Annotated in this window: 16 protein-coding genes; 4 read left to right on the plus strand and 12 right to left on the minus strand. The window is 45.8% G+C overall.

What is annotated here, in order from left to right:
• Positions 1-104: 104 nt before the first annotated feature.
• From yvfU to AU387_RS04150, 4 genes are read right to left on the minus strand one after another with little or no spacing between them, the layout of a single operon-like run.
• Positions 105-707 carry a two-component system response regulator YvfU gene (yvfU, locus tag AU387_RS04135; protein WP_059334943.1) on the minus strand — a complete coding sequence of 201 codons (603 nt, stop codon included), beginning with the start codon at positions 705-707 and terminating at the stop codon, positions 105-107.
• Positions 708-1,838, minus strand: coding sequence for a sensor histidine kinase (locus tag AU387_RS04140; protein WP_059334944.1), 1,131 nt, complete (start codon positions 1,836-1,838; stop codon positions 708-710).
• Positions 1,839-1,841: 3 nt separating this feature from the next.
• Entirely contained in the window at positions 1,842-2,579 is a 738-nt protein-coding gene (locus AU387_RS04145; RefSeq protein ID WP_059334946.1) for an ABC transporter permease, read from the minus strand.
• Positions 2,576-3,484, minus strand: a complete 909-nt coding sequence (locus AU387_RS04150) for an ABC transporter ATP-binding protein (protein WP_059334948.1) — start codon at positions 3,482-3,484, stop codon at positions 2,576-2,578. Before AU387_RS04150 ends, AU387_RS04145 begins: the two co-directional genes overlap by 4 nt.
• A 307-nt stretch (positions 3,485-3,791) precedes the next feature.
• Between AU387_RS04150 and AU387_RS04155 the strand changes: the two genes are divergently transcribed.
• Together AU387_RS04155 and rsbP are read left to right on the plus strand one after the other, a co-directional pair.
• Complete coding sequence (locus AU387_RS04155) at positions 3,792-4,604, plus strand: alpha/beta fold hydrolase (RefSeq protein WP_059334950.1); 813 nt, start codon at positions 3,792-3,794, stop codon at positions 4,602-4,604.
• 29 nt (positions 4,605-4,633) lie between these two features.
• The gene (gene rsbP / locus AU387_RS04160) at positions 4,634-5,833 is read left to right on the plus strand and encodes a phosphoserine phosphatase RsbP (protein WP_059334952.1); all 1,200 of its coding nucleotides are present in this window, start codon (positions 4,634-4,636) and stop codon (positions 5,831-5,833) included.
• 49 nt (positions 5,834-5,882) lie between these two features.
• On the opposite strand, the gene ganB is transcribed toward rsbP, so the two are convergent.
• The 7 genes from ganB to lutR all read right to left on the minus strand — a co-directional run bounded on the left by ganB (position 5,883) and on the right by lutR (position 14,770).
• Positions 5,883-7,169 (minus strand): arabinogalactan endo-beta-1,4-galactanase, encoded by a 1,287-nt coding sequence (gene ganB, locus AU387_RS04165; protein ID WP_059334953.1) that lies wholly within the window; start codon positions 7,167-7,169, stop codon positions 5,883-5,885.
• 64 nt (positions 7,170-7,233) lie between these two features.
• Complete coding sequence (gene ganA / locus AU387_RS04170) at positions 7,234-9,297, minus strand: beta-galactosidase GanA (protein WP_082687832.1); 2,064 nt, start codon at positions 9,295-9,297, stop codon at positions 7,234-7,236.
• An 18-nt stretch (positions 9,298-9,315) separates the two neighbouring features.
• On the minus strand, positions 9,316-10,167 hold the full coding sequence (ganQ, locus tag AU387_RS04175; RefSeq protein ID WP_044159177.1) for a galactooligosaccharide ABC transporter permease GanQ: 852 nt from the start codon (positions 10,165-10,167) through the stop codon (positions 9,316-9,318).
• 3 nt (positions 10,168-10,170) lie between these two features.
• Positions 10,171-11,427, minus strand: coding sequence for a galactooligosaccharide ABC transporter permease GanP (gene ganP / locus AU387_RS04180; protein ID WP_044159180.1), 1,257 nt, complete (start codon positions 11,425-11,427; stop codon positions 10,171-10,173).
• A 39-nt stretch (positions 11,428-11,466) separates the two neighbouring features.
• Positions 11,467-12,732 (minus strand): arabinogalactan oligomer ABC transporter substrate-binding protein GanS, encoded by a 1,266-nt coding sequence (gene ganS, locus AU387_RS04185; protein WP_059334957.1) that lies wholly within the window; start codon positions 12,730-12,732, stop codon positions 11,467-11,469.
• Between the two features lie 150 nt (positions 12,733-12,882).
• Positions 12,883-13,875, minus strand: coding sequence for a galactan degradation operon transcriptional regulator GanR (gene ganR, locus AU387_RS04190; protein ID WP_024122918.1), 993 nt, complete (start codon positions 13,873-13,875; stop codon positions 12,883-12,885).
• A 172-nt stretch (positions 13,876-14,047) separates the two neighbouring features.
• Positions 14,048-14,770, minus strand: coding sequence for an L-lactate utilization/bacilysin biosynthesis transcriptional regulator LutR (gene lutR, locus AU387_RS04195; protein ID WP_059334958.1), 723 nt, complete (start codon positions 14,768-14,770; stop codon positions 14,048-14,050).
• Between the two features lie 224 nt (positions 14,771-14,994).
• Here lutR and lutP point away from each other — a divergent pair, with 224 nt between their 5' ends.
• Entirely contained in the window at positions 14,995-16,686 is a 1,692-nt protein-coding gene (gene lutP, locus AU387_RS04200) for an L-lactate permease LutP (protein WP_044159190.1), read from the plus strand.
• Between the two features lie 26 nt (positions 16,687-16,712).
• Here the strand turns inward: lutP and rpoN are convergent, their stop codons facing one another.
• On the minus strand, positions 16,713-18,023 hold the full coding sequence (gene rpoN / locus AU387_RS04205; protein WP_044159192.1) for an RNA polymerase factor sigma-54: 1,311 nt from the start codon (positions 18,021-18,023) through the stop codon (positions 16,713-16,715).
• 78 nt (positions 18,024-18,101) lie between these two features.
• Between rpoN and yvfG the strand changes: the two genes are divergently transcribed.
• Positions 18,102-18,320 (plus strand): protein YvfG, encoded by a 219-nt coding sequence (yvfG, locus tag AU387_RS04210; protein ID WP_024122922.1) that lies wholly within the window; start codon positions 18,102-18,104, stop codon positions 18,318-18,320.
• The last annotated feature ends 3 nt before the right edge of the window (positions 18,321-18,323 follow it).

Consider the following 18,323-nt stretch of genomic DNA (forward strand, 5'->3'; position numbering starts at 1 on the left):
GCACCGATGAAGGCTGAACCTGACATACCCCATAACCCTGGTAACCGAAAATAACCATGTGAATAAAAAGGAACCTGGTTATGTATGATTAACCAGGTTCCTCATTAAATCCATCCTTTCTCCTCAGCAATACTAGCGGCTTCTGTCCGGTTTTTCGCATTCAGTTTTTGGATGATTTCTGAGATATAGTTTCGGACTGTGCCTTGAGATAAATAGAGTTCAAGTGTGATGTCTTTTGTTGTCTTGCCTAAAGCAGCCAGCCGCAGTATTTCTTGTTCTCTTACAGTCAGCGGATTTTCATCACGAATCATGTTGAAGGTTAATTCCGGGCTGAACATCCGTTTTCCCTTTACACACTTTCGTATGGCATCCGCCAGATCGTCAATTTCCCCATCCTTCAAAAGATATCCGTGTACGCCGGCTTTGACCGCGCGTTCAAAATATCCTGGGCGGGCAAAGGTTGTCAGAATAATGACCTTGCTTTTACAGCCTTTTTTCATTAGCTCCTCTGCAACCTCCAGCCCGCTGTAAACCGGCATTTCAATGTCCATGATGCAGACATCCGGCTCCAGCCTGAGAATGGCTTTCAGCGCCTCTTCTCCATTTAACGCTTGTCCGATGACCTTCATATCCTCTTCCAGGTCAAGCAAGGATCCAAGAGCGCCTAAAAGCATTCGCTGATCCTCAGCAATAAACAGACGAATCATCTATTTCGTCCTCCTATCATCTGCTTTTCTAATGAGCGGAATCGTCAGTGTCAACACGGTTCCGTTATGGTCTGAAAGAGTCATCTCTCCGTCAATAAACATCAGCCGCTCTTCCATTCCCCGCAATCCATTCCCAAACATCTTCTCCTTCACCGCTCCTGTTCCGTCATCCCGTATGAGAACGGTCATTTTGTCGGCATACTGAGAAATGGTGACTGCACAATGGGTCGCTTTGCTGTGCTTGATGATATTCGTCACTGCCTCTCGCATACACATACTGACAATATTTTGAGTGACGGGAGAGATGTCTGTAAAATCTTCGGCCCCTTCGTATTGAAAGGTAATATTACCCGCTCTTAAAATGTGCCGAATGTTGGCTAGCTCCTCCGTCATGGTGACCGTTCTCATATCCGCTACAAGCTCACGAACTTGTTTGAGTGCCGCACGCGAGCTTGTTTCCATTTCTTTCGCTTCAAGCTTGGTCCGTTCTGCATCGGCTGCCGCCAGCCGCTGAATCAGCTGGCTTTTTAACGTGAGGAGCGAGAGGGTATGACCGAGTGTATCATGAAGATCGCGGGCTATCCGAACACGTTCCTCCCTTTTGGTGAGTTCCTTTATATGTTCGTTGGCTTGGTCAAGCTTTTTTTCAAGCTCTATTCTTCGAAACATGGAACGAATTCCGAAGGGAGAAATCAGCATAATGACCAGAAACGGAAGAACAGAAAACAGTTCCCTGATCGAGGCCGAATCCGCCAGAAAATGATACACGCAAGGAAATAGCAGCATGAAGACAAGACCAAAGAAAGCACGGTTGAACTTCGTTTTCTCACGGTAATAGCCCACAAAGTTTGCCGGGAAAAAGCCTAAATAAATATAGCTGATATGATAAAACAAACTATAAATAAAAATAATGGCTATTTGCGCGCATAACCAATACGTAAATGAAGGTCTGTCCGCACTGACGAACAATTGACGATATGTCACAACAAATAGGAGCAGCATGCCATATCCCAGCACTTGTTTGCTGCCTGATTCTCTCAATAAAGAAAGAAACGGCATAATGGTATACACCAAAAAGATATAAGGGAAAAAACCGAAATGCTTGGGAAATATGGATTTTATGAGTTTCATGTATTACACCGCTTCTTGTTTTCTTCTTATATACTTAAATAGTAGCATGAAGATCACTAAATAAGCGAGTAACATCAGAATATTTTTCCAGGTTGGAAGCTCGCCTTGAACAAGAGCCCACGCTCCGCTCCCAAAATGATAAGACGGGAGCCATTGACCTATGTTTTTCAATATGTCAGGCATGACCTCGATCGGCATCCACATGCCCCCGCTTATCGCCAGCAGCATGTAAAGCACATTACTGACCCCGGCTGCCGTTTCTACTTTTCTCATGAGACCGATTAATGTCCCTAACGCTAAAAACGGAAATGCCCCAATTAAAATCCAAAGCCCGCTCATAACCCATTCAAACGGTGACAAGTCAATGCCGTTTATAATGGCGCCGGCAAGAAAAATGACAGTAATAGATAAAAGATGAATGACGCTTTGCCCGATCATCTGAGCCGCCAAATAAATATGATCCGGCAGAGGCGTGATGCGGATAAAAACTGACCAGCCTTGTGCCCGTTCTTGCACCAAACGGATTCCAAGCGTCATCATAGACGAACCCATTACGCTGAAGGTGGTCATTGACATTAAATAATGGGCATTCCAGGCGCCCTTGTCAGGAACATTGGTATTCACTACGTTTGTAAAGAGATAGTAAAAGGCAATCGGCATAACAAGCGACCAAAACACAAAATATTTATTCCTGAGCACCCTTTTCATTTCAGCTATGCACTGTTTCTGCAGCATGTTCATCTCAAAATCGCCTCCCTGTTCCCGTCAGCAAGCTGTCGAAATGCCTCATCGAGCGTTCCTTGTTCGATTCGAATATCATGTGCATTGATGTTTTCTTGAAAGATGAGCGCCAATACTTTATCAGTATTTGACGTTTGAATGCTGACTCGCTGATGCTTTTGAGTCACTCGTTCTACTTCCGGATGCCGATAAAGCTTATCCAATGATTCATCCGATGAAACCTTAAAGGAAACAGACTGCTTCTGAATCCTTGCTCTGATTTGCTTCGGCGTTTCGTCTGCGGCAAGCCGTCCTTCAGCAAAAAACAAAATGCGCTGCGCGGCATCATCTGCTTCCTGTAAATAATGGGTTGAAAAAATAATGGTCTTGCCTTGATCCGCCAAGCTGTTCACTGTCTTCCAAAACTGGTGTCTTGATGTCGTGTCCATTCCGACAGTCGGTTCATCAAATACAAGTAATTCCGGATTGCCGGCAAGTGCCAAAGCAAAGCTCAGACGGCGTTTTTGTCCGCCGGATAATTTCTCTGCCGGTGTTTTCAAATCTTCTTTTGTGAGTGCTGTCAGCGAGACAAGCTCTTTCATGGATAATGGATGGGGATAATAACTGCGGATAAGCTCGAGGGTTTCGCAGACCTTTAATCCCGGCATGACACTCACTTCCTGCAGCATGGTGCCGATTTTTTCACGCACCTGTTTTTCATCAGGCTGACGGTTAAATAATTTGATTTCACCCTCACTTGGCTTCAGCAATCCCAGCATCATAGAGATCGCTGTTGTCTTCCCTGCGCCATTCGGGCCAAGGATGGCCACGATCTCTCCTTTTCCTATGCTGAAATGAATGTTCTTCACTGCTGTTTTTTGCTGAAAATGTTTTGTGACATTTCTTACTGACACAACCTCATTCATTTTATGAGCACCTCCTGATTGCTTACATTGATTGTAAAATACCGGATCAGATGATTTTAGTAAGGGGTGTCATGATTTGAGATGACAAATGTCATTTGTATCATTCAGATGATATTACCGCTTTATATTATATCCGGCACCTAGGCAATCCTTCCGCTACATCTTCCAATCAATCCAGCTCTCTATGCCGCATGTCCTCTTTCTGCAAGACGCCTATTTACTTTCATAGAAAGCCCGCAATTCACGCCTTGAAGTGGTATGATATACATAGTAATCTTCATGTCGTTTTGGCTGAAAGGAGCCGACTATGGATCAAGCTATTTTAACTAGGAATCATGTGAAAGTGAGGGGGAACGGCACAACACCAATTGTATTTGCCCCTGGCTTCGGGTGTGATCAGAGCGTGTGGAATGCCGTGGCTCCTGCCTTTGAAGACGAATACCAGCTGATTCTATTTGATTACGTAGGTGCGGGAAATTCTGATTTGTACGCATATGATATGGATCGTTACCGCACACTTGACGGCTATGCCCAGGATGTTCTGGATGTTTGTGAAGCTTTAGGTCTGTCAAAAGCCGTGTTTGTGGGGCATTCTGTCGGGGCTGTGATTGGCATGCTTGCATCATTACGACGTCCCGAGCTTTTTTCACAACTGATTATGGTGGGGCCTTCTCCTTGCTATTTAAATGATCCGCCTGAGTATTACGGGGGTTTTGAGGAAGAGCAGCTCCTTGGGTTAATAGAGATGATGGAGAAAAACTACATAGGCTGGGCAACCGTTTTTGCGGCAACCGTAGTGAATCAGCCAGATCGTCCAGAAATTAAGGAAGAGCTGGAAAGCCGTTTTTGTTCTACTGATCCTATCATTGCACGGCAATTCGCGAATGCGGCGTTTTTTTCAGATCATCGAAGGGATCTTTCAAAGGTGACCGTGCCTTCACTTATTCTGCAATGTTCGAATGATGTCATTGCACCGTCGGCAGTAGGTGAGTATATGCACAGGCATATCCCTTACAGCACACTGAAACAGATGAAGGCTCAAGGGCACTGCCCGCATATGAGCCATCCCGAAGAGACGATACAGCTGATCAGCGATTATTTGAAAGCATACGTGATTTAGGAACGAAAGGGATAGAGGTGACCCTCTGAATGGATCAACAATTGAATCATGCACCATGCGGTTTCCTTACTTTATCAGAAGAGGGTACAATTTTAGCTGTCAATCACACCTTGCTTAAGATTCTTGATTATGAATCGGAACAGGTGATCGGTCAGCATATCAATGCTCTTTTAACCGTTCCTGCAAAGCTTTTTTATCAGCTTTATTTTGTTCCGCTTTTGCAGCTGGAACAACACATTGAGGAAATGTACATCTCCCTGGAAACAAACAATGGGGAAGAAATCCCCGTTCTTATAAACGCTGTACGGAGAGCGGATCAGGAAGCCGCTGTAACAGAATGCGTTGTCATTCCGATGCGGAAGCGAAACGAATATGAAAATGAGCTGCTGATTGCCAGAAACGCGGCCGAGGAAGCATTGCTCGCCAAACAGAAAGCAAATGCGGAGTTGGAAATTGCTTTGCAGACGCTGAAGGTGAAGCAAGAAGAGCTTCTTGCGATCAATAAGCAAAATCAGCAATTCAGATCGAATACAAAAAGAGAGCTTGAACTCGCCAGAAAGATTCAAGAAAATTCATTGACCGAGCCGATCTTGAATGATCAAATTCAGATTGATTCGTATTATAAAGCATCCAGTGACTTATCAGGCGACTTATATGGATTTTATCAAATCGATCAGCACCGCTACGGCTTGATCCTCCTTGATGTGATGGGACACGGCATTTCTTCTGCATTAGTTACGATGTCCCTCCATCCTTTATTCCAGCGATTAATGACACAAGGGATCAGTCCCGAAAAAGTCATGAAGGAACTAGACTACCATCTTCACAGTTTGTTTCAAAACGACGAGGAAGCAAGGCATTACTGTACCGCTATTTGCCTCATCATTGATACAGACCGGCAAAGAATTGATTATGTCAACGCGGGCCACCCTCCCGCATTATGGCAGGATGCCGAGGGAACCCAATCAACGCTGGACGCAACCGCACCGCCGATTGGGATGTTTGAAGAAGCGGTGTTTCAATCAAGCAGCCTTCACTATACTCGCGGCGGAAGGCTGCTTCTGTATACAGACGGTGTGATGGACCCGACGGCATCATGTTATTTACACCGTTTAATAAAGAATCATCCTGAGTTGCCTATAGCTGAGCTGAAAAACAAAATCCTCTCATCTCTCCAAGCTGAGCCCAAAAACGATGATGAGTGTTTTATTTTAGTAGATGTAAAATAAAAGAATCCATGAGAGATAACAATGCGTTGTTACACCTCATGGATTTTCATTATTTTTTCGGGATATGGCCTGTTTCCGCGTATTTGAATACCTGTAAGGATGGCAGCGGATGTCCGTTCAAATCAAACAAAGCTTGATTATCCACTGCACTTCCTCCATACCACTTACCTGCATCTTCAGGATCGTATTCGGCTGCATAGCTGGAGGCCCATCCGGAACCGTATGTTTCCCATATCGTTTTATTTTTCTCCAATTGCGTCTTCGGGCCGACCGGAATCCACGCAGGCTCCCAATAAAAAACGCCCAAGCCGGCTGTTCCTGTCTTTGCCACTGCGTCCATCACATCTCTTACGGCATTTGCCTGGCCTTGCACTGAAATCGGGTATGGCAGCGTCTGACCGCTTTTAGGCGCTGTGTTTTCATGTCCGTCTCCGTCTTCAGCCGTATAGGTGTATGACGTTTCCGCCACCATGACTTTTTTGCCGTACGTATCCGCAACAGCTTTCAGCACGGAGGACAAATTGTGTAACGTACCGTGCCAGAATGGATAATAAGAGCTGGCAAATACATCATAATCGACTTTGTTTTTGTTGAGGGTTTCAGCAATATATGAATATCGTCCTGACGTTTCTGGGTTGGTGAAATGCAGCGCGACCAATATGTCACGATTTGTTTCCCTGACTGCCCGGCTTCCTTCATTGAATAATTGACTCATCTTCTTCCAATCCGTTTCCCCGGCAAATGCTCCTGTTGTTTCGTTTCCGACCTGTACCATACCGATATCAATGCCTTCCTTCACCATGGCTTGCAGACTTTGTTTTGTAAATTCATAGAGCTTCGCTTTCTTAGCTTCGAAGCTTAAGTTCGCCCAAGCCTTTGGCACCTTCTGTTTTGCAGGATCTGCCCAGAAATCGGAATAATGAAAGTCTGCCAGCAGCTTCATCCCGTTCGCGGTTGCCCTTTTTCCGATTTGGATGGCTTTTTGAACATCATTATTGCCTCCCCCATAACCATTGCCATAAGCGTTATACGGGTCATTCCAAATGCGGACGCGGACATAGTTGACGCCTGCTTGCTTTAAGGTTGTAAAGATGTCCTGACGTTTCCCGCTTGCAGTGTAAAAGGTTACACCGCTGTTTTCTAAAGCAATAATGCTCGACACGTCAACTCCTTTGATAAAGTCATTGTTCATGCCCGCTACCTTTTTAACAAAAAGGTCATTTGCCTGAAGCTCTGACACATATTTCTCCCCCTCTGCGGCGGCATATCCCGGCGAACTTCCGATCCCGCTCCAGACGATGACAGCGGCTAAAAGCATGATGATTCTGCCTTTCATATTTCCACCCTCTCACGTAAGCGATTTCAAAAAACACCCCGCCCATATAGAGCGGAGGCACACCTTAATGTGAGTTCACGACAATTCTCACTTCATATTTTTCCAAGATCAGATCTCCTGAAAGCATTTCACCAGTAACGATATCCTTCACACGCTTATCAAACGAAACCAGCTGCTGTTGTTCCGTAAAATTCATGATGAATATATAGTCATTGTGCTGATCCTGTCTCGCCTGAACGGAGACGCCTTTTCCATGCTTAACCGGAAAAACCGGAGATAAAGACAGTTCTTTTATCAAACCTTGATAAAAATCCCGGTGAAATTGATTCTCTAAACGCGCTCCGATAAAATACGCTTTTCCTTGTTCATATTGATGGCTTGTAACCGCAGGGGTATGCGCATAAAAGTCATCCTGATACACACCCTCTGCCGTTGCGGCTTTCAATTCGATCACCGTTGCATAATCTTTCATTTCATACGTTTGGTTTCGGTAGCTGACGGCATTTCGGTCTTTCGGATACAGCGTATCTGTTTCGAGCGGCTCAATTCCAAATATCGTTTGCAAGTCTGGGTGCCAGCCGCCTGTGTACGTTAAGTCATGCTCGTTGACGATTCCGCTGATATACGTCATCACTAAGGTTCCGCCGTTAGCCGTAAACTTCTTTAATCGCGAAATGGTTTCTTCACTGATTACATACAGCATGGGGACGATCAGCAGCTTATACGCTGAAAAATCTTGTTCTTTTGTAATGACGTCGACCGGGATATCCTGTTCCCAGAATGTGCGGTAATGCTGCTGCAGTGTTTGAGGATAACGCTTTGTCGCTTTTGCAAATCCCTGAGCGTCCTCAAGCGCCCAGTTATTTTCCCAATCATACAAAATAGCAGCTTCAGACGGTCTCTTCGTTCCAACGACTTCAGACAGCTGTTCCAATGTCTCCCCGACTTTTGCCACTTCTTGAAAGACGCGGTTCTTTGTGCTGTTGTCGTGATCCACAATCGCCCCATGCAGTTTTTCCGATGATCCTCGTGATTTTCGAAATTGGAAATAGAGGACGCTGTCTGATCCGTGGGCAATCATTTGCATAGATGAAAGCAGGTTCATGCCCGGGCGTTTCGCTTTGTTTACGTTATGCCAATTGACCGCGCTAGGCGTACACTCCATTAATAAAAAGGGCTGCTGCTTCAGGCTTCTGTACAGATCATTGATAAAGCCGACCTTCATCGCCAAATCTGCTGTGCTTTCCCAATCATTGTGCCACACAGGATAAGCGTCCCAACTGATAACATCCACATGCTTTGCAAATTTGCTGTAGTCGAGACCCTGATAAGGAATCAAATCTGGTGTATCACCCATAAAATTCGTTGTTATCGGAATGTCCGGCGTCAGCTCTTTCAGCGGTATGATTTCATTTTCATAAAACGAAATGGTTTGATCCGTGACGAACCGGCGCCAGTCTAAGTTCAGGCCGTGCAAGCCATTTTCTCCAATCGGGGAAGGGCTTTCAATTTGTGACCAGTCATTAAATGTATGGCTCCAAAACGGCGTCCACCAGGCGTTATTCAATACCTTGAGACTATTGTCATATTTGATTCTCAGCCACTCTCTGAAGGCGTTCTGGCATAGGTCACAGTGGCATTCTCCTCCATATTCATTCGAAATATGCCACATCAAAAGCGCCGGATGACCGCCGTATCTTTCTGCTAATAAACGGTTGATGTGCCGCGTTTTTTCGCGATAGACCTTGGACGTCAGGCAGTGGTTATGCCGTCCGCCGTGCAGCTGTTTCACTCTGGAGGCATTGACCCGCAGCACTTCAGGATAGGTTTGCGACAGCCAGGCAGGACGCGCTCCGCTCGGCGTTGCTAAAATGACACGGCCGCCGATGCTGTGGATACGGTCAAAAACATCATCAAGCCATTCAAATTGATATACACCTTCCTCCGGCTCAAGCGCACTCCATGCAAAAATGCCGACAGAAAACGTATTGGTATGGGAAAGCTTCATCAGCTTTATATCGTCGGCCAAAATATCCGGCCGATCCAGCCACTGATCAGGATTGTAGTCTCCTCCATGGAGCATAAACTTCGCTTTTGTAACGTGCTTTTTTTCAAGCTTTGACATGATTTTCTCCCCCTTGTTCTCTTATCCTTTCGTTCCGCCTGCGGTTAATCCGGACACAAAATTCTTTTGCAGCATGATAAAGATGACGGCAACCGGTATGCTGATGAGCAAGGCACCCGCCGCAAATGTCGTATAGCTTGCTCCCATGACATCATTGACTAAATTGAATAAGCCTACGGGCAATGTATATGATTCCGGTGTTCTCAATATCGTTGATGACAAAACAAAATCTCCGAGCGGGCCGGTAAATCCATTCATCGCAACCACTGCCGCCATCGGTTTTGATAGAGGCAGGATGATCTGCAAAAAGATCCTCGTGCTGCTTGCCCCGTCAATCTTTGCGCTTTCGTCTAAATCAATCGGAATGGAATCCATATATCCTTTCATCAAGTACGTATTCATCGGGATCAGGCCGCCGATATAAAGCAGGATCAGCAGCCAATGGCTATTGACCATTCCTAATATTTGAGCCAGCACAAACAGGGCGATCAAAGCAGAAAACTGAGGGATCATTTGCAGCAATAAAAAGAGCGTTAATGCGTATTTCCTTCCTTTAAACCGAAAGCGGGAAAACGCATAAGCCGTAAAGGTCACACAGATCAGTGAGCCAGCCATCGTAAACAGGCTGATTTTTATCGAATTGATATACCACTGCACATATTGAAGGCTTTCTTTGCCCGCAAATAATTCTTTGTAGTGGTCGAACGTCGGATTCTTCGGAATGAGGGATGTACTGATTAAACTGTTGCCGGGATTAAAGCTGGCGCCTGCCGTCCAAAGGAGAGGATACACAATGATGACCGCCATGCAGGCTAGTAACAAGTAAGAGAAAAGGAGCCGCATACATTTTCTAACCTTCATATCTGCCAGCATGTCTCAGCCCTCCTCTTTAAAAGACTTCGTCTGTCTGAATTGCCACAATGCAATGGCAATCACAAACACAGACAATAAAATGGTTAAAGCAGCCGCAAGGGAATATTGGCTGGACTGCATCGTCAATTTATAAATCCACGATACGAGGATATCTGTTCCGCCGGCAGTTGATCCCGCAACAGCCGGACCGCCTCCGTTGAAAAGATAAATAATATTGAAGTTATTAAAATTAAATGTGAACTGCGTAATGATAATCGGAGCCATCGCAATGAACACCATCGGGAGCGTGATGTATCTCAGCTTTGAGAAGATGGAAGCACCATCAATTGTCGCCGCTTCATAAAGATCCTCAGGAATCGATTGCAAAACACCCGTTGAAACAAGGAAGATATACGGAAAACCAAGCCAGCCCTGCATGAGGATCAGCGCCAGTCTCGACCAATTCGCATCTGTCATCCACGGAAGCGGATCAATGCCAAAGAAAGCCAAAATGTCATGATTCATTGCGCCGAAGCTATCGTTAAACAAACCGGCAAAAATTAAAATCGTGACAAATCCGGGAACAGCCCATGGCAAAATCAAAATAGTCCGGAAAAACCGTTTAAACCGGATGTCTTTCTGATTCACAATGATCGCCAGCCATATCCCCAGACTGACTTGCAGAGTAGAAGCACAAAGCGTCCACACCACCGTCCAAGCCAGCACATCAAAAAAGGTCGAGCGCCAAATATCGACAGTAAAAATATCAGTGAAGGTTTGAAAACCAACCCAATCGACTAATTTAGCAGGAGGAGAATGATATAAATCATAGTTTGTAAAAGCTAAGGCAAAGCTGAATAAGATGGGAAAGATCACCGCGAAAATTAAAATAAACAGAGATGGTCCGCTGACGACATATGGATAGCCCTGAGCGATGATATTTTGATATTGTTCCTTGAGGGAGCTCAAGGGCCTCTTTTCATCACGGCGTTTTCCGCTTTGATAAGCGTCTCGCAAATTCACATAATATACCGCAAGTCCAAAGCATGTCACAATGATAGCGATAATGCCTTCCGCCAGCAGAAACACCGAGTTATCCCGCGGCACCTCTGTTCCCAGCGTGAAGATTCCCCAAAGCCCCATATTCAGCAAATCTCCAAATACCGCAAAAAACGATGCGCCCAAAAGGAGAAACAGGAGGCCTTTGATCCATTGTTTGTTGTAGAATTGACCAAGGCCCGGAATGATTGACAATAACAAAGCGACTTTACGATGCTGCACCGTTTTCACCTCTCTTACAATACAAATCTACTTTTCTCTTTATGTTCCGCTATGCTTTGCCTTCATCTGCCCTTTGGCCGTTTCGGCAGCCTGATCTAAAGCTCTTTTCGGGTCCGCTTTTCCTGTTGCAATCGTTTGTAATGCCGAATCAGCCGGGGTCCATATTTCATTCATTTCCGGTATATTCGGCGTCTGCTCTGAGAAACGGGATTGTTCGGTAACCGCCCGTGCTGCTTCGCTTTTCATAATAGCCGTGTCACTTGCTAATGATTGAACGGCAGGAACTTCTTTCGTTTGTTCATATCGTTTTTTGGAATTCTTCTCATTTGTCAGAAAAACGGCTAACTCTTGCGCCAGCTCTGCATGTTTTGAAAATGCGCTGACATTGTAGCTTTTGACGCCGATAAAGGAGCTCATGTTTTTGCCGTTTTCCAGCTTCGGAAGCTTGGTGATGCCATAATCAATTCCCGCTTTCGAAAAGGCTTCTACATTCCACGGGCCTGAGATAATCGCAGCAGCCTTTCCTTCGGTAAACAGAGATTCGAGTACATTGATTCCCTGCTCTCCGACAATGCCAGCCGGGAATAAGCCGTCTTGATAAAACTTCTGAATCAGCTCAGCACCTTTGACAGCGCCTTCATTATTGATTCCAAGATCGGACGGATCATCGTTTCCGTCCTTACCCTTTCCAAAGATATATCCGCCGTACCCGCCCATGACACTTTGCGCGTAGTAAATTTGATCAAATAAGGCTAAAAATCCAAATTTGCTGCCATCAGCCGTTTTTTTAGAGTAGTCGTACCACTCTTCCAGCGTTTGCGGCAATTCGTCCTCTGAGATGAGATCTTTGTTATAAAAAAGCACTGTTGTTTCGACGGCTTTAGGCAGGCCATAAAGCTTCTGATCCACCATTTGAGACTGAATGGATGCGTCTGTGTAGAGCGATTGAACATCCTTTTCGACGTTTAATTCTTTGATTAATCCCTCTGTGACAGCCGTTCCGATCTGGTCACCGGGCATGGTCAACACGTCAGGCCCTGTGCCGGCCGGGCCGTCCATACGCAAATCTTCAATCTGCTGGGCATAAGGTTTTTCAACAACTTTGACCTTTATATCATGCTCTTTTTCAAATTCGGCAACAGCGTCTTTAATGCCGATGCTTTTTTCTTTATCCTCCCACACGACAAGCTCTGAGCCCTTTGAACTTGTTTTTTCACTGCTGCTTTCCTGCGGTCCGCAGGCTGCTAAAGATAAACTGACAGCCGCGCAGAGCATGACACCGGCGTACTTTTTTACCATTTTCATCAATTGTCACCCTTCCGTATTAGATGAAAGCGCTTTAAAAATAATATAGCATGACTGAGAAAATGTGTAAACAAATCATTTACTCTTATAAGTAAATTTTTTTACCAAACAAAAAATGACTTAGAATACTAAGCCATTTTGAAATACGATTTAATTCATGCTCTTTCTGACGATTAATTCAGCTCCCATATATAACGTTTTAACCGTTTTCCGCTTTTCCAGCACTTGCTCAAGCAATAATTCCACAGCGTTTTTACATAGTTCCTTGATATCAATATGAAAGGTCGTCAGCGGCGGAGAGACGTACTTGGCAAAGCTGATATTATTGATGCTCACGACGCTCACTCTGTTTGGTATCGCGATTCCTTTTTCATTCAGGGCTTGCAGACAGCCGACCGCAATCGGGTCTGCCGCGATAAAAAAGGCGGTCGGAAGCTGATCGCCCAATGCCTCAATCGCTTTAGTCATCAGGCGGTAGCCATTTTCGACGGAGAAGCCGCGGTGGCATAATATATAGCGCTCGTCCAGCATCCCTTTTTCCTGCATATAGGATCGGAACGTTTTTTCACGAATATCCATTTCATCTTGATTCGTGTTCGGATTTTTGTACGTGCCGCCAATAAATCCGATATTCTTATGCCCTTTTTCAACTAGGATGTTTACCGTTCTCTTCGTCATTTGCGCTAAGTCCGGCCTTACCGAATCAAAATGGTCGGGATCAGGGGAAGAATCAATAAAAACGCCGTTCTCCGTCAGATTTCTGAGAAACGCTAATTCTTTATCAGAAAAGGTGCCCACGGCAATAAAACCTTCTGTATGAGCTGGAATGCATTCAATACCGTCCGTTATTTTATAGGTCGTCATGTCGACATTGAAGGTTTTCGCCAATTTCTCTACTTCTAATCTCATTGTTTTGAAATAGACATCTTCCAGCTCCTCTTGATCTGTCAGCCAATATAAAAAAGCAATGTGTTTCACCAGCGGCCTTACAGTTTTCTTGCGATAATTAAGTTTCTCCGCGGCTTCATATATCTTTTCACGCGTCTCGTCCGGTACAGAAAGGCTCTCATCGTTATTTAAAACACGGGAAACGGTTGAAATCGAAAATCCCGCGGCTTGTGCGATATCTTTAATTGTCGCCATTATATCTGCCTCCATTTTCAAACATGCCAGTGGTCGTTTTAGTAAAATATTTTACTTTCTTTTTCGTAAATGTCAAGCTGTGTCAGCCGCACAATGTAAATAAGACTGAACCATTACAGCTCAGTCTTGGTTGTTTGTATGCACCAGCAGAATTGCCCGGGAAATGAGTCGGTTATTGCACGTTTTCCTCAAAATATCCCGAAAGGACATCTTCCACATTCGTCAAGTGTGCCAGCATCGCTTCTTCCGCCTTTGCTCCGTCTTGCGCAGCCACGGCATTATAAATCCGTTCATGCTCCTCATAAAGCCGCTGTACCGAGGTCTTCTTGGAAAACAGCCAGATTTTCCGCGTTTCTCTCATCGTTTCCAGCAGCAATGATGATACGTGATTCATCAGATGTTTGAGCAGATCGTTTTGTGAAGCGTCAGCGAGTGCCAAATGAAAGGCGAAGTCTGCTTTTTCGCCTAGCTCCCCGTCTGCTTCAATCTCCCCCATTTCCTTTAACGCCGCATGAATGCTTTGGAGATTCTCTTCTGTCCGTTTTTCGGTAGCTAATGAAGCCACGCCGATTTCAAGCAGCTTTCTGACCTCGAGCAGCTGTTTGACATCTTCTTTTTTCATTAAAAGTGCGGCTGACAGAGGCTGAGAAATTTGATCAGGTTCAAACTCCTTCAAGTAGGTGCCTTCTCCCTGTTTCATTTCGACAAGCCCCATCGCTTTTAATGCGGAAAGCGCTTCGCGCACCGCTGAACGGCTGACTTGAAAGCTTTCGGAAAGCGCCTGAACGGAGTCAAGTTTATCCCCCGGCTTCAGTTGGCCGGTTTTGATCATATCTAATAATGCATCTGCTACTTCTTCATATATCTTCTTTGTTTTAATCTGTTTATATTTCAATGCAATTCACCCCGCAACTTGTAGGTCTGGCTGTTTACGATCTATTATACTCCCTTTTGGGCGCCGCCAAAAGATTTAGACAATTTCGTCAAAAAGTCTTGTACTTTGATTTTTTTCAAAATATAATGCTAGGTAACTGGTCTTATTATCTAGTCATCAGATGATCATATCATCTTTAGAAACCGCTTACACATAGCCAGTTATGTTTGAAGGAGGGGTTTGGGATGCAATGGACACAGGCATATACGCCTATAGGGGGAAATTTGCTTTTATCTGCGCTTGCCGCACTTGTACCGATTATTTTCTTTTTCTGGGCACTCGCCATTAAACGAATGAAGGGATATACGGCGGGATTGTCCACCTTGGGAATTGCGCTGCTGATTGCTGTATTGATTTACGGGATGCCGGCGGAAAAAGCGCTGATGTCCGCTACACAAGGAGCCGTATACGGCATACTGCCAATCGGCTGGATCATTGTGACGTCTGTTTTTTTGTATAAAATCACTGTAAAAACGGGACAGTTTGATATTATTCGCAGCTCTGTTCTCTCCATTACCGATGACCGCCGGCTTCAGGCGCTGCTGATCGCTTTCTCATTCGGGGCTTTTTTAGAAGGAGCGGCGGGCTTTGGGGCGCCGGTCGCGATTTCGGCCGCATTGCTTGTCGGCCTCGGTTTTAACCCTCTTTATGCGGCGGGGATCTGTTTGATTGCCAATACGGCGCCAGTAGCCTTCGGGGCGATTGGGATTCCGATTACAGCTGTAGAAGGGCCGACAGGGATTCCGGCGATGGAGATTTCTCAGATGGTCGGGCGGCAGCTGCCGTTTTTATCTGTATTTATTCCTCTTTATTTAATTATCATTATGAGCGGATTCAGGAAAGCCTTTGAGGTATGGCCGGCGATTCTTGTTTCCGGTGTTTCCTTTGCCGCTGTTCAGTATCTCAGTTCCAACTTTCTGGGGCCGGAGCTGCCGGATGTTTTGTCGGCGCTAGTGTCGATGGCTGCGCTAGCTGTTTTTTTGAAATGGTGGAAGCCGAAGAAGACATTCCGGTTTGCGGGGGAGCAGGAATCGGCCGCCGCAATTGAAACGGCAAAACTGCACCCTGATGCACCGGCTTACACCGGCGGGCAGATTTTTAAGGCCTGGTCGCCGTTTCTGCTGCTGACGGTGATGATTTCTGTTTGGGGCATTCCTTCGGTCAAATCCGCGCTGACAGGGCATTACGAAGGCACAGCCGTTGTCTTAAAATGGCTGAATGTGATTGGAGAACAGCTGACTTTTGCGCCTGGGGTGCCTTTTTTGAACAATCAGATCGTCAATGCTGACGGCACTCCGATTGAAGCGGTTTATAAGCTTGAGGTGCTCGGTTCGGCAGGCACCGCGATTTTAATTGCCGCAGTGCTGTCAAAATTCATCACGTCCATTTCGTGGAAAGAATGGGGAGCTGTTTTTAGCGAAACACTGCAGGAATTGAAGTTTCCGATTTTAACGATCGCCTCGGTCGTTGGTTTTGCATATGTCACCAACTCCTCGGGAATGAGCACGACGCTCGGCATGACGCTGGCGCTGACAGGCTCGATGTTTACCTTCTTTTCGCCGGTTCTCGGCTGGCTCGGCGTCTTTATTACCGGCTCGGATACGTCGGCTAACCTGCTGTTTGGAAACCTGCAGAAAGTAACGGCCTTATCGGTCGGAATGGACCCTGTCCTATCGGTCGCGGCCAATTCATCAGGCGGCGTCACCGGCAAAATGATTTCCCCGCAGTCGATCGCGGTCGCGTGTGCGGCAGTCGGACTCGCCGGGAAGGAGTCGGATCTTTTCCGCTTTACGATCAAGCACAGCTTGTTTTTGCTGCTGCTCGTCTGTATCATCACCTTTTTGCAGCACCAGTTTTTCAGCTGGATGATTCCGTAAAAAAATCCTCCCTTACAGGGAGGATTTTATTTGTACCGTTTTCTGGCTGCCGATGACGGAATGTTCAATTGATCGCGGTATTTCGCCACTGTGCGTCTGGAGATTTGGATGCGGTGCTGTTCATATAACAGGTCGGCAAGCTTTTGATCTGAGAGGGGTTTTGTTTTATCCTCTTGCTGAATCAATGCTTGAAGATGCGTTTTGACCGCATAGTTGGATGTATCGCCATCCCCAGAGGCCTCTGCTTTTCCTGAGAAGAACATCTTCATCTCAACCAATCCGTAAGGGGTTTGTATCGTTTTCCCTTTAATGGCCCGGCTGATGGTTGATTCATGCAGGTCCAGACAGTCCGCCACCTCTCTCAGTGTCAGCGGCTTCATGGCACTCCGCCCTTTCAGGAAAAAATCTTTTTGACGTGCGGTCAGCTCATTTACAATTCTGGTGATCGTCTGCTTCCGTTGCCTCAGCGCGCGGCTCAGCCAGCGCCACTCCTGATATTTCGTAGATAAATAGGAAACCGTATCCTGACAGGCGCCCGACGATAGAAGCGGCCTGTACTGCGGATGCAGCTCAATCTCCGGGAACGAGCGGCTGTTCAGTTCCGCTGTGATCTGGCCGTTTTTAACGATGATGAAAATGTCAGGTTCAATATACATATCCTGCTCCGGACTGGCAAACAGAAGGCCGGGTCTTGGGTGAAGCGCAGCAATTTTATCAGAAATGTCCTGAATCGCGTGCAGCGGGATTCCAGTTTCTTTTGAAAGCGCTTTCCAGTTTTTTTGTGCAAATACATCAAAGTGTTCTGAAACAAGCAGTTCTGCCTGTTCATTTCTGTTCGGGAGACGCTGTAATTGCAGCAGAATACACTCTTGAAGAGATCTTGCGCCGATTCCCGCTGGTTCAAGCGACTGTAGTTTTCTCAGAACCGCTTCCGCTTCCTCTGCCGAAACGGACAGGCGCCGGGCTGCCTCCTCCACATCTTCCTCCAGATATCCGTTTGAATCAAGCGAATGTATCAGATAATTAAAAATCTTTTTTTCAGTGTTTGACAGATTCATATCCAGCGACTGCTGTTTGAGGACATCCTGCAGTGTTTTTTGCGGATTGCTTAATTGAAGGCCCGCCTCCTGCCTGCTGATCCTGTTTTTGCTTGTTTTATGGTAAGATAGTGGCGGTGTGTCTGTTTCCTTTCGTTCAATAAGAGGGTTTTCCAGTGAGAGCTCATCAATGTATTCGGCCAGTTCCGCCGAATGATAGCCAAGCAGCGTGATGGCCTGCCTGAGCTCCTGTGTCAGTTGAGGCTTTAGTACTTGTACTTGCTGAAGTTTCATATCCATCTTGCTCACTCCCCTTTCTTCATTGTACATGATTGGGATGACACCGTATACATTTATGAAAAAGGAGCTGCCAAAGAAATGTCTGAACTTTTTTCTGTACCGTATTTTATTGAAAACTTAAAGCAGCATATTGAAATGAACCCGTCTGAGGATAAGATCCACGCAATGAACAGCTACTACCGTTCTGTGGTTTCAACACTTGTGCAGGATCAGCTGACAAAAAACTCAGTTGTCCTGAAGCGGATTCAGCATTTAGATGAAGCCTACAACAAAGTAAAACGCGGAGAATCAAAATAAACC

The sequence above is a fragment of the Bacillus halotolerans genome, from assembly GCF_001517105.1.
GTDB lineage: Bacteria > Bacillota > Bacilli > Bacillales > Bacillaceae > Bacillus > Bacillus halotolerans.

Excerpts from the sequence above, each read along its gene's own strand:
- yvfU (WP_059334943.1), bottom strand. The coding sequence starts at position 707 with ATGATTCGTCTGTTTATTGCTGAGGATCAGCGAATGCTTTTAGGCGCT.
- AU387_RS04140 (WP_059334944.1), bottom strand. The coding sequence starts at position 1,838 with ATGAAACTCATAAAATCCATATTTCCCAAGCATTTCGGTTTTTTCCCT.
- AU387_RS04145 (WP_059334946.1), bottom strand. The coding sequence starts at position 2,579 with ATGAACATGCTGCAGAAACAGTGCATAGCTGAAATGAAAAGGGTGCTC.
- AU387_RS04150 (WP_059334948.1), bottom strand. The coding sequence starts at position 3,484 with ATGAATGAGGTTGTGTCAGTAAGAAATGTCACAAAACATTTTCAGCAA.
- AU387_RS04155 (WP_059334950.1), top strand. The coding sequence starts at position 3,792 with ATGGATCAAGCTATTTTAACTAGGAATCATGTGAAAGTGAGGGGGAAC.
- rsbP (WP_059334952.1), top strand. The coding sequence starts at position 4,634 with ATGGATCAACAATTGAATCATGCACCATGCGGTTTCCTTACTTTATCA.
- ganB (WP_059334953.1), bottom strand. The coding sequence starts at position 7,169 with ATGAAAGGCAGAATCATCATGCTTTTAGCCGCTGTCATCGTCTGGAGC.
- ganQ (WP_044159177.1), bottom strand. The coding sequence starts at position 10,167 with ATGCTGGCAGATATGAAGGTTAGAAAATGTATGCGGCTCCTTTTCTCT.
- ganS (WP_059334957.1), bottom strand. The coding sequence starts at position 12,732 with ATGAAAATGGTAAAAAAGTACGCCGGTGTCATGCTCTGCGCGGCTGTC.
- ganR (WP_024122918.1), bottom strand. The coding sequence starts at position 13,875 with ATGGCGACAATTAAAGATATCGCACAAGCCGCGGGATTTTCGATTTCA.
- lutP (WP_044159190.1), top strand. The coding sequence starts at position 14,995 with ATGCAATGGACACAGGCATATACGCCTATAGGGGGAAATTTGCTTTTA.
- rpoN (WP_044159192.1), bottom strand. The coding sequence starts at position 18,023 with ATGGATATGAAACTTCAGCAAGTACAAGTACTAAAGCCTCAACTGACA.
- yvfG (WP_024122922.1), top strand. The coding sequence starts at position 18,102 with ATGTCTGAACTTTTTTCTGTACCGTATTTTATTGAAAACTTAAAGCAG.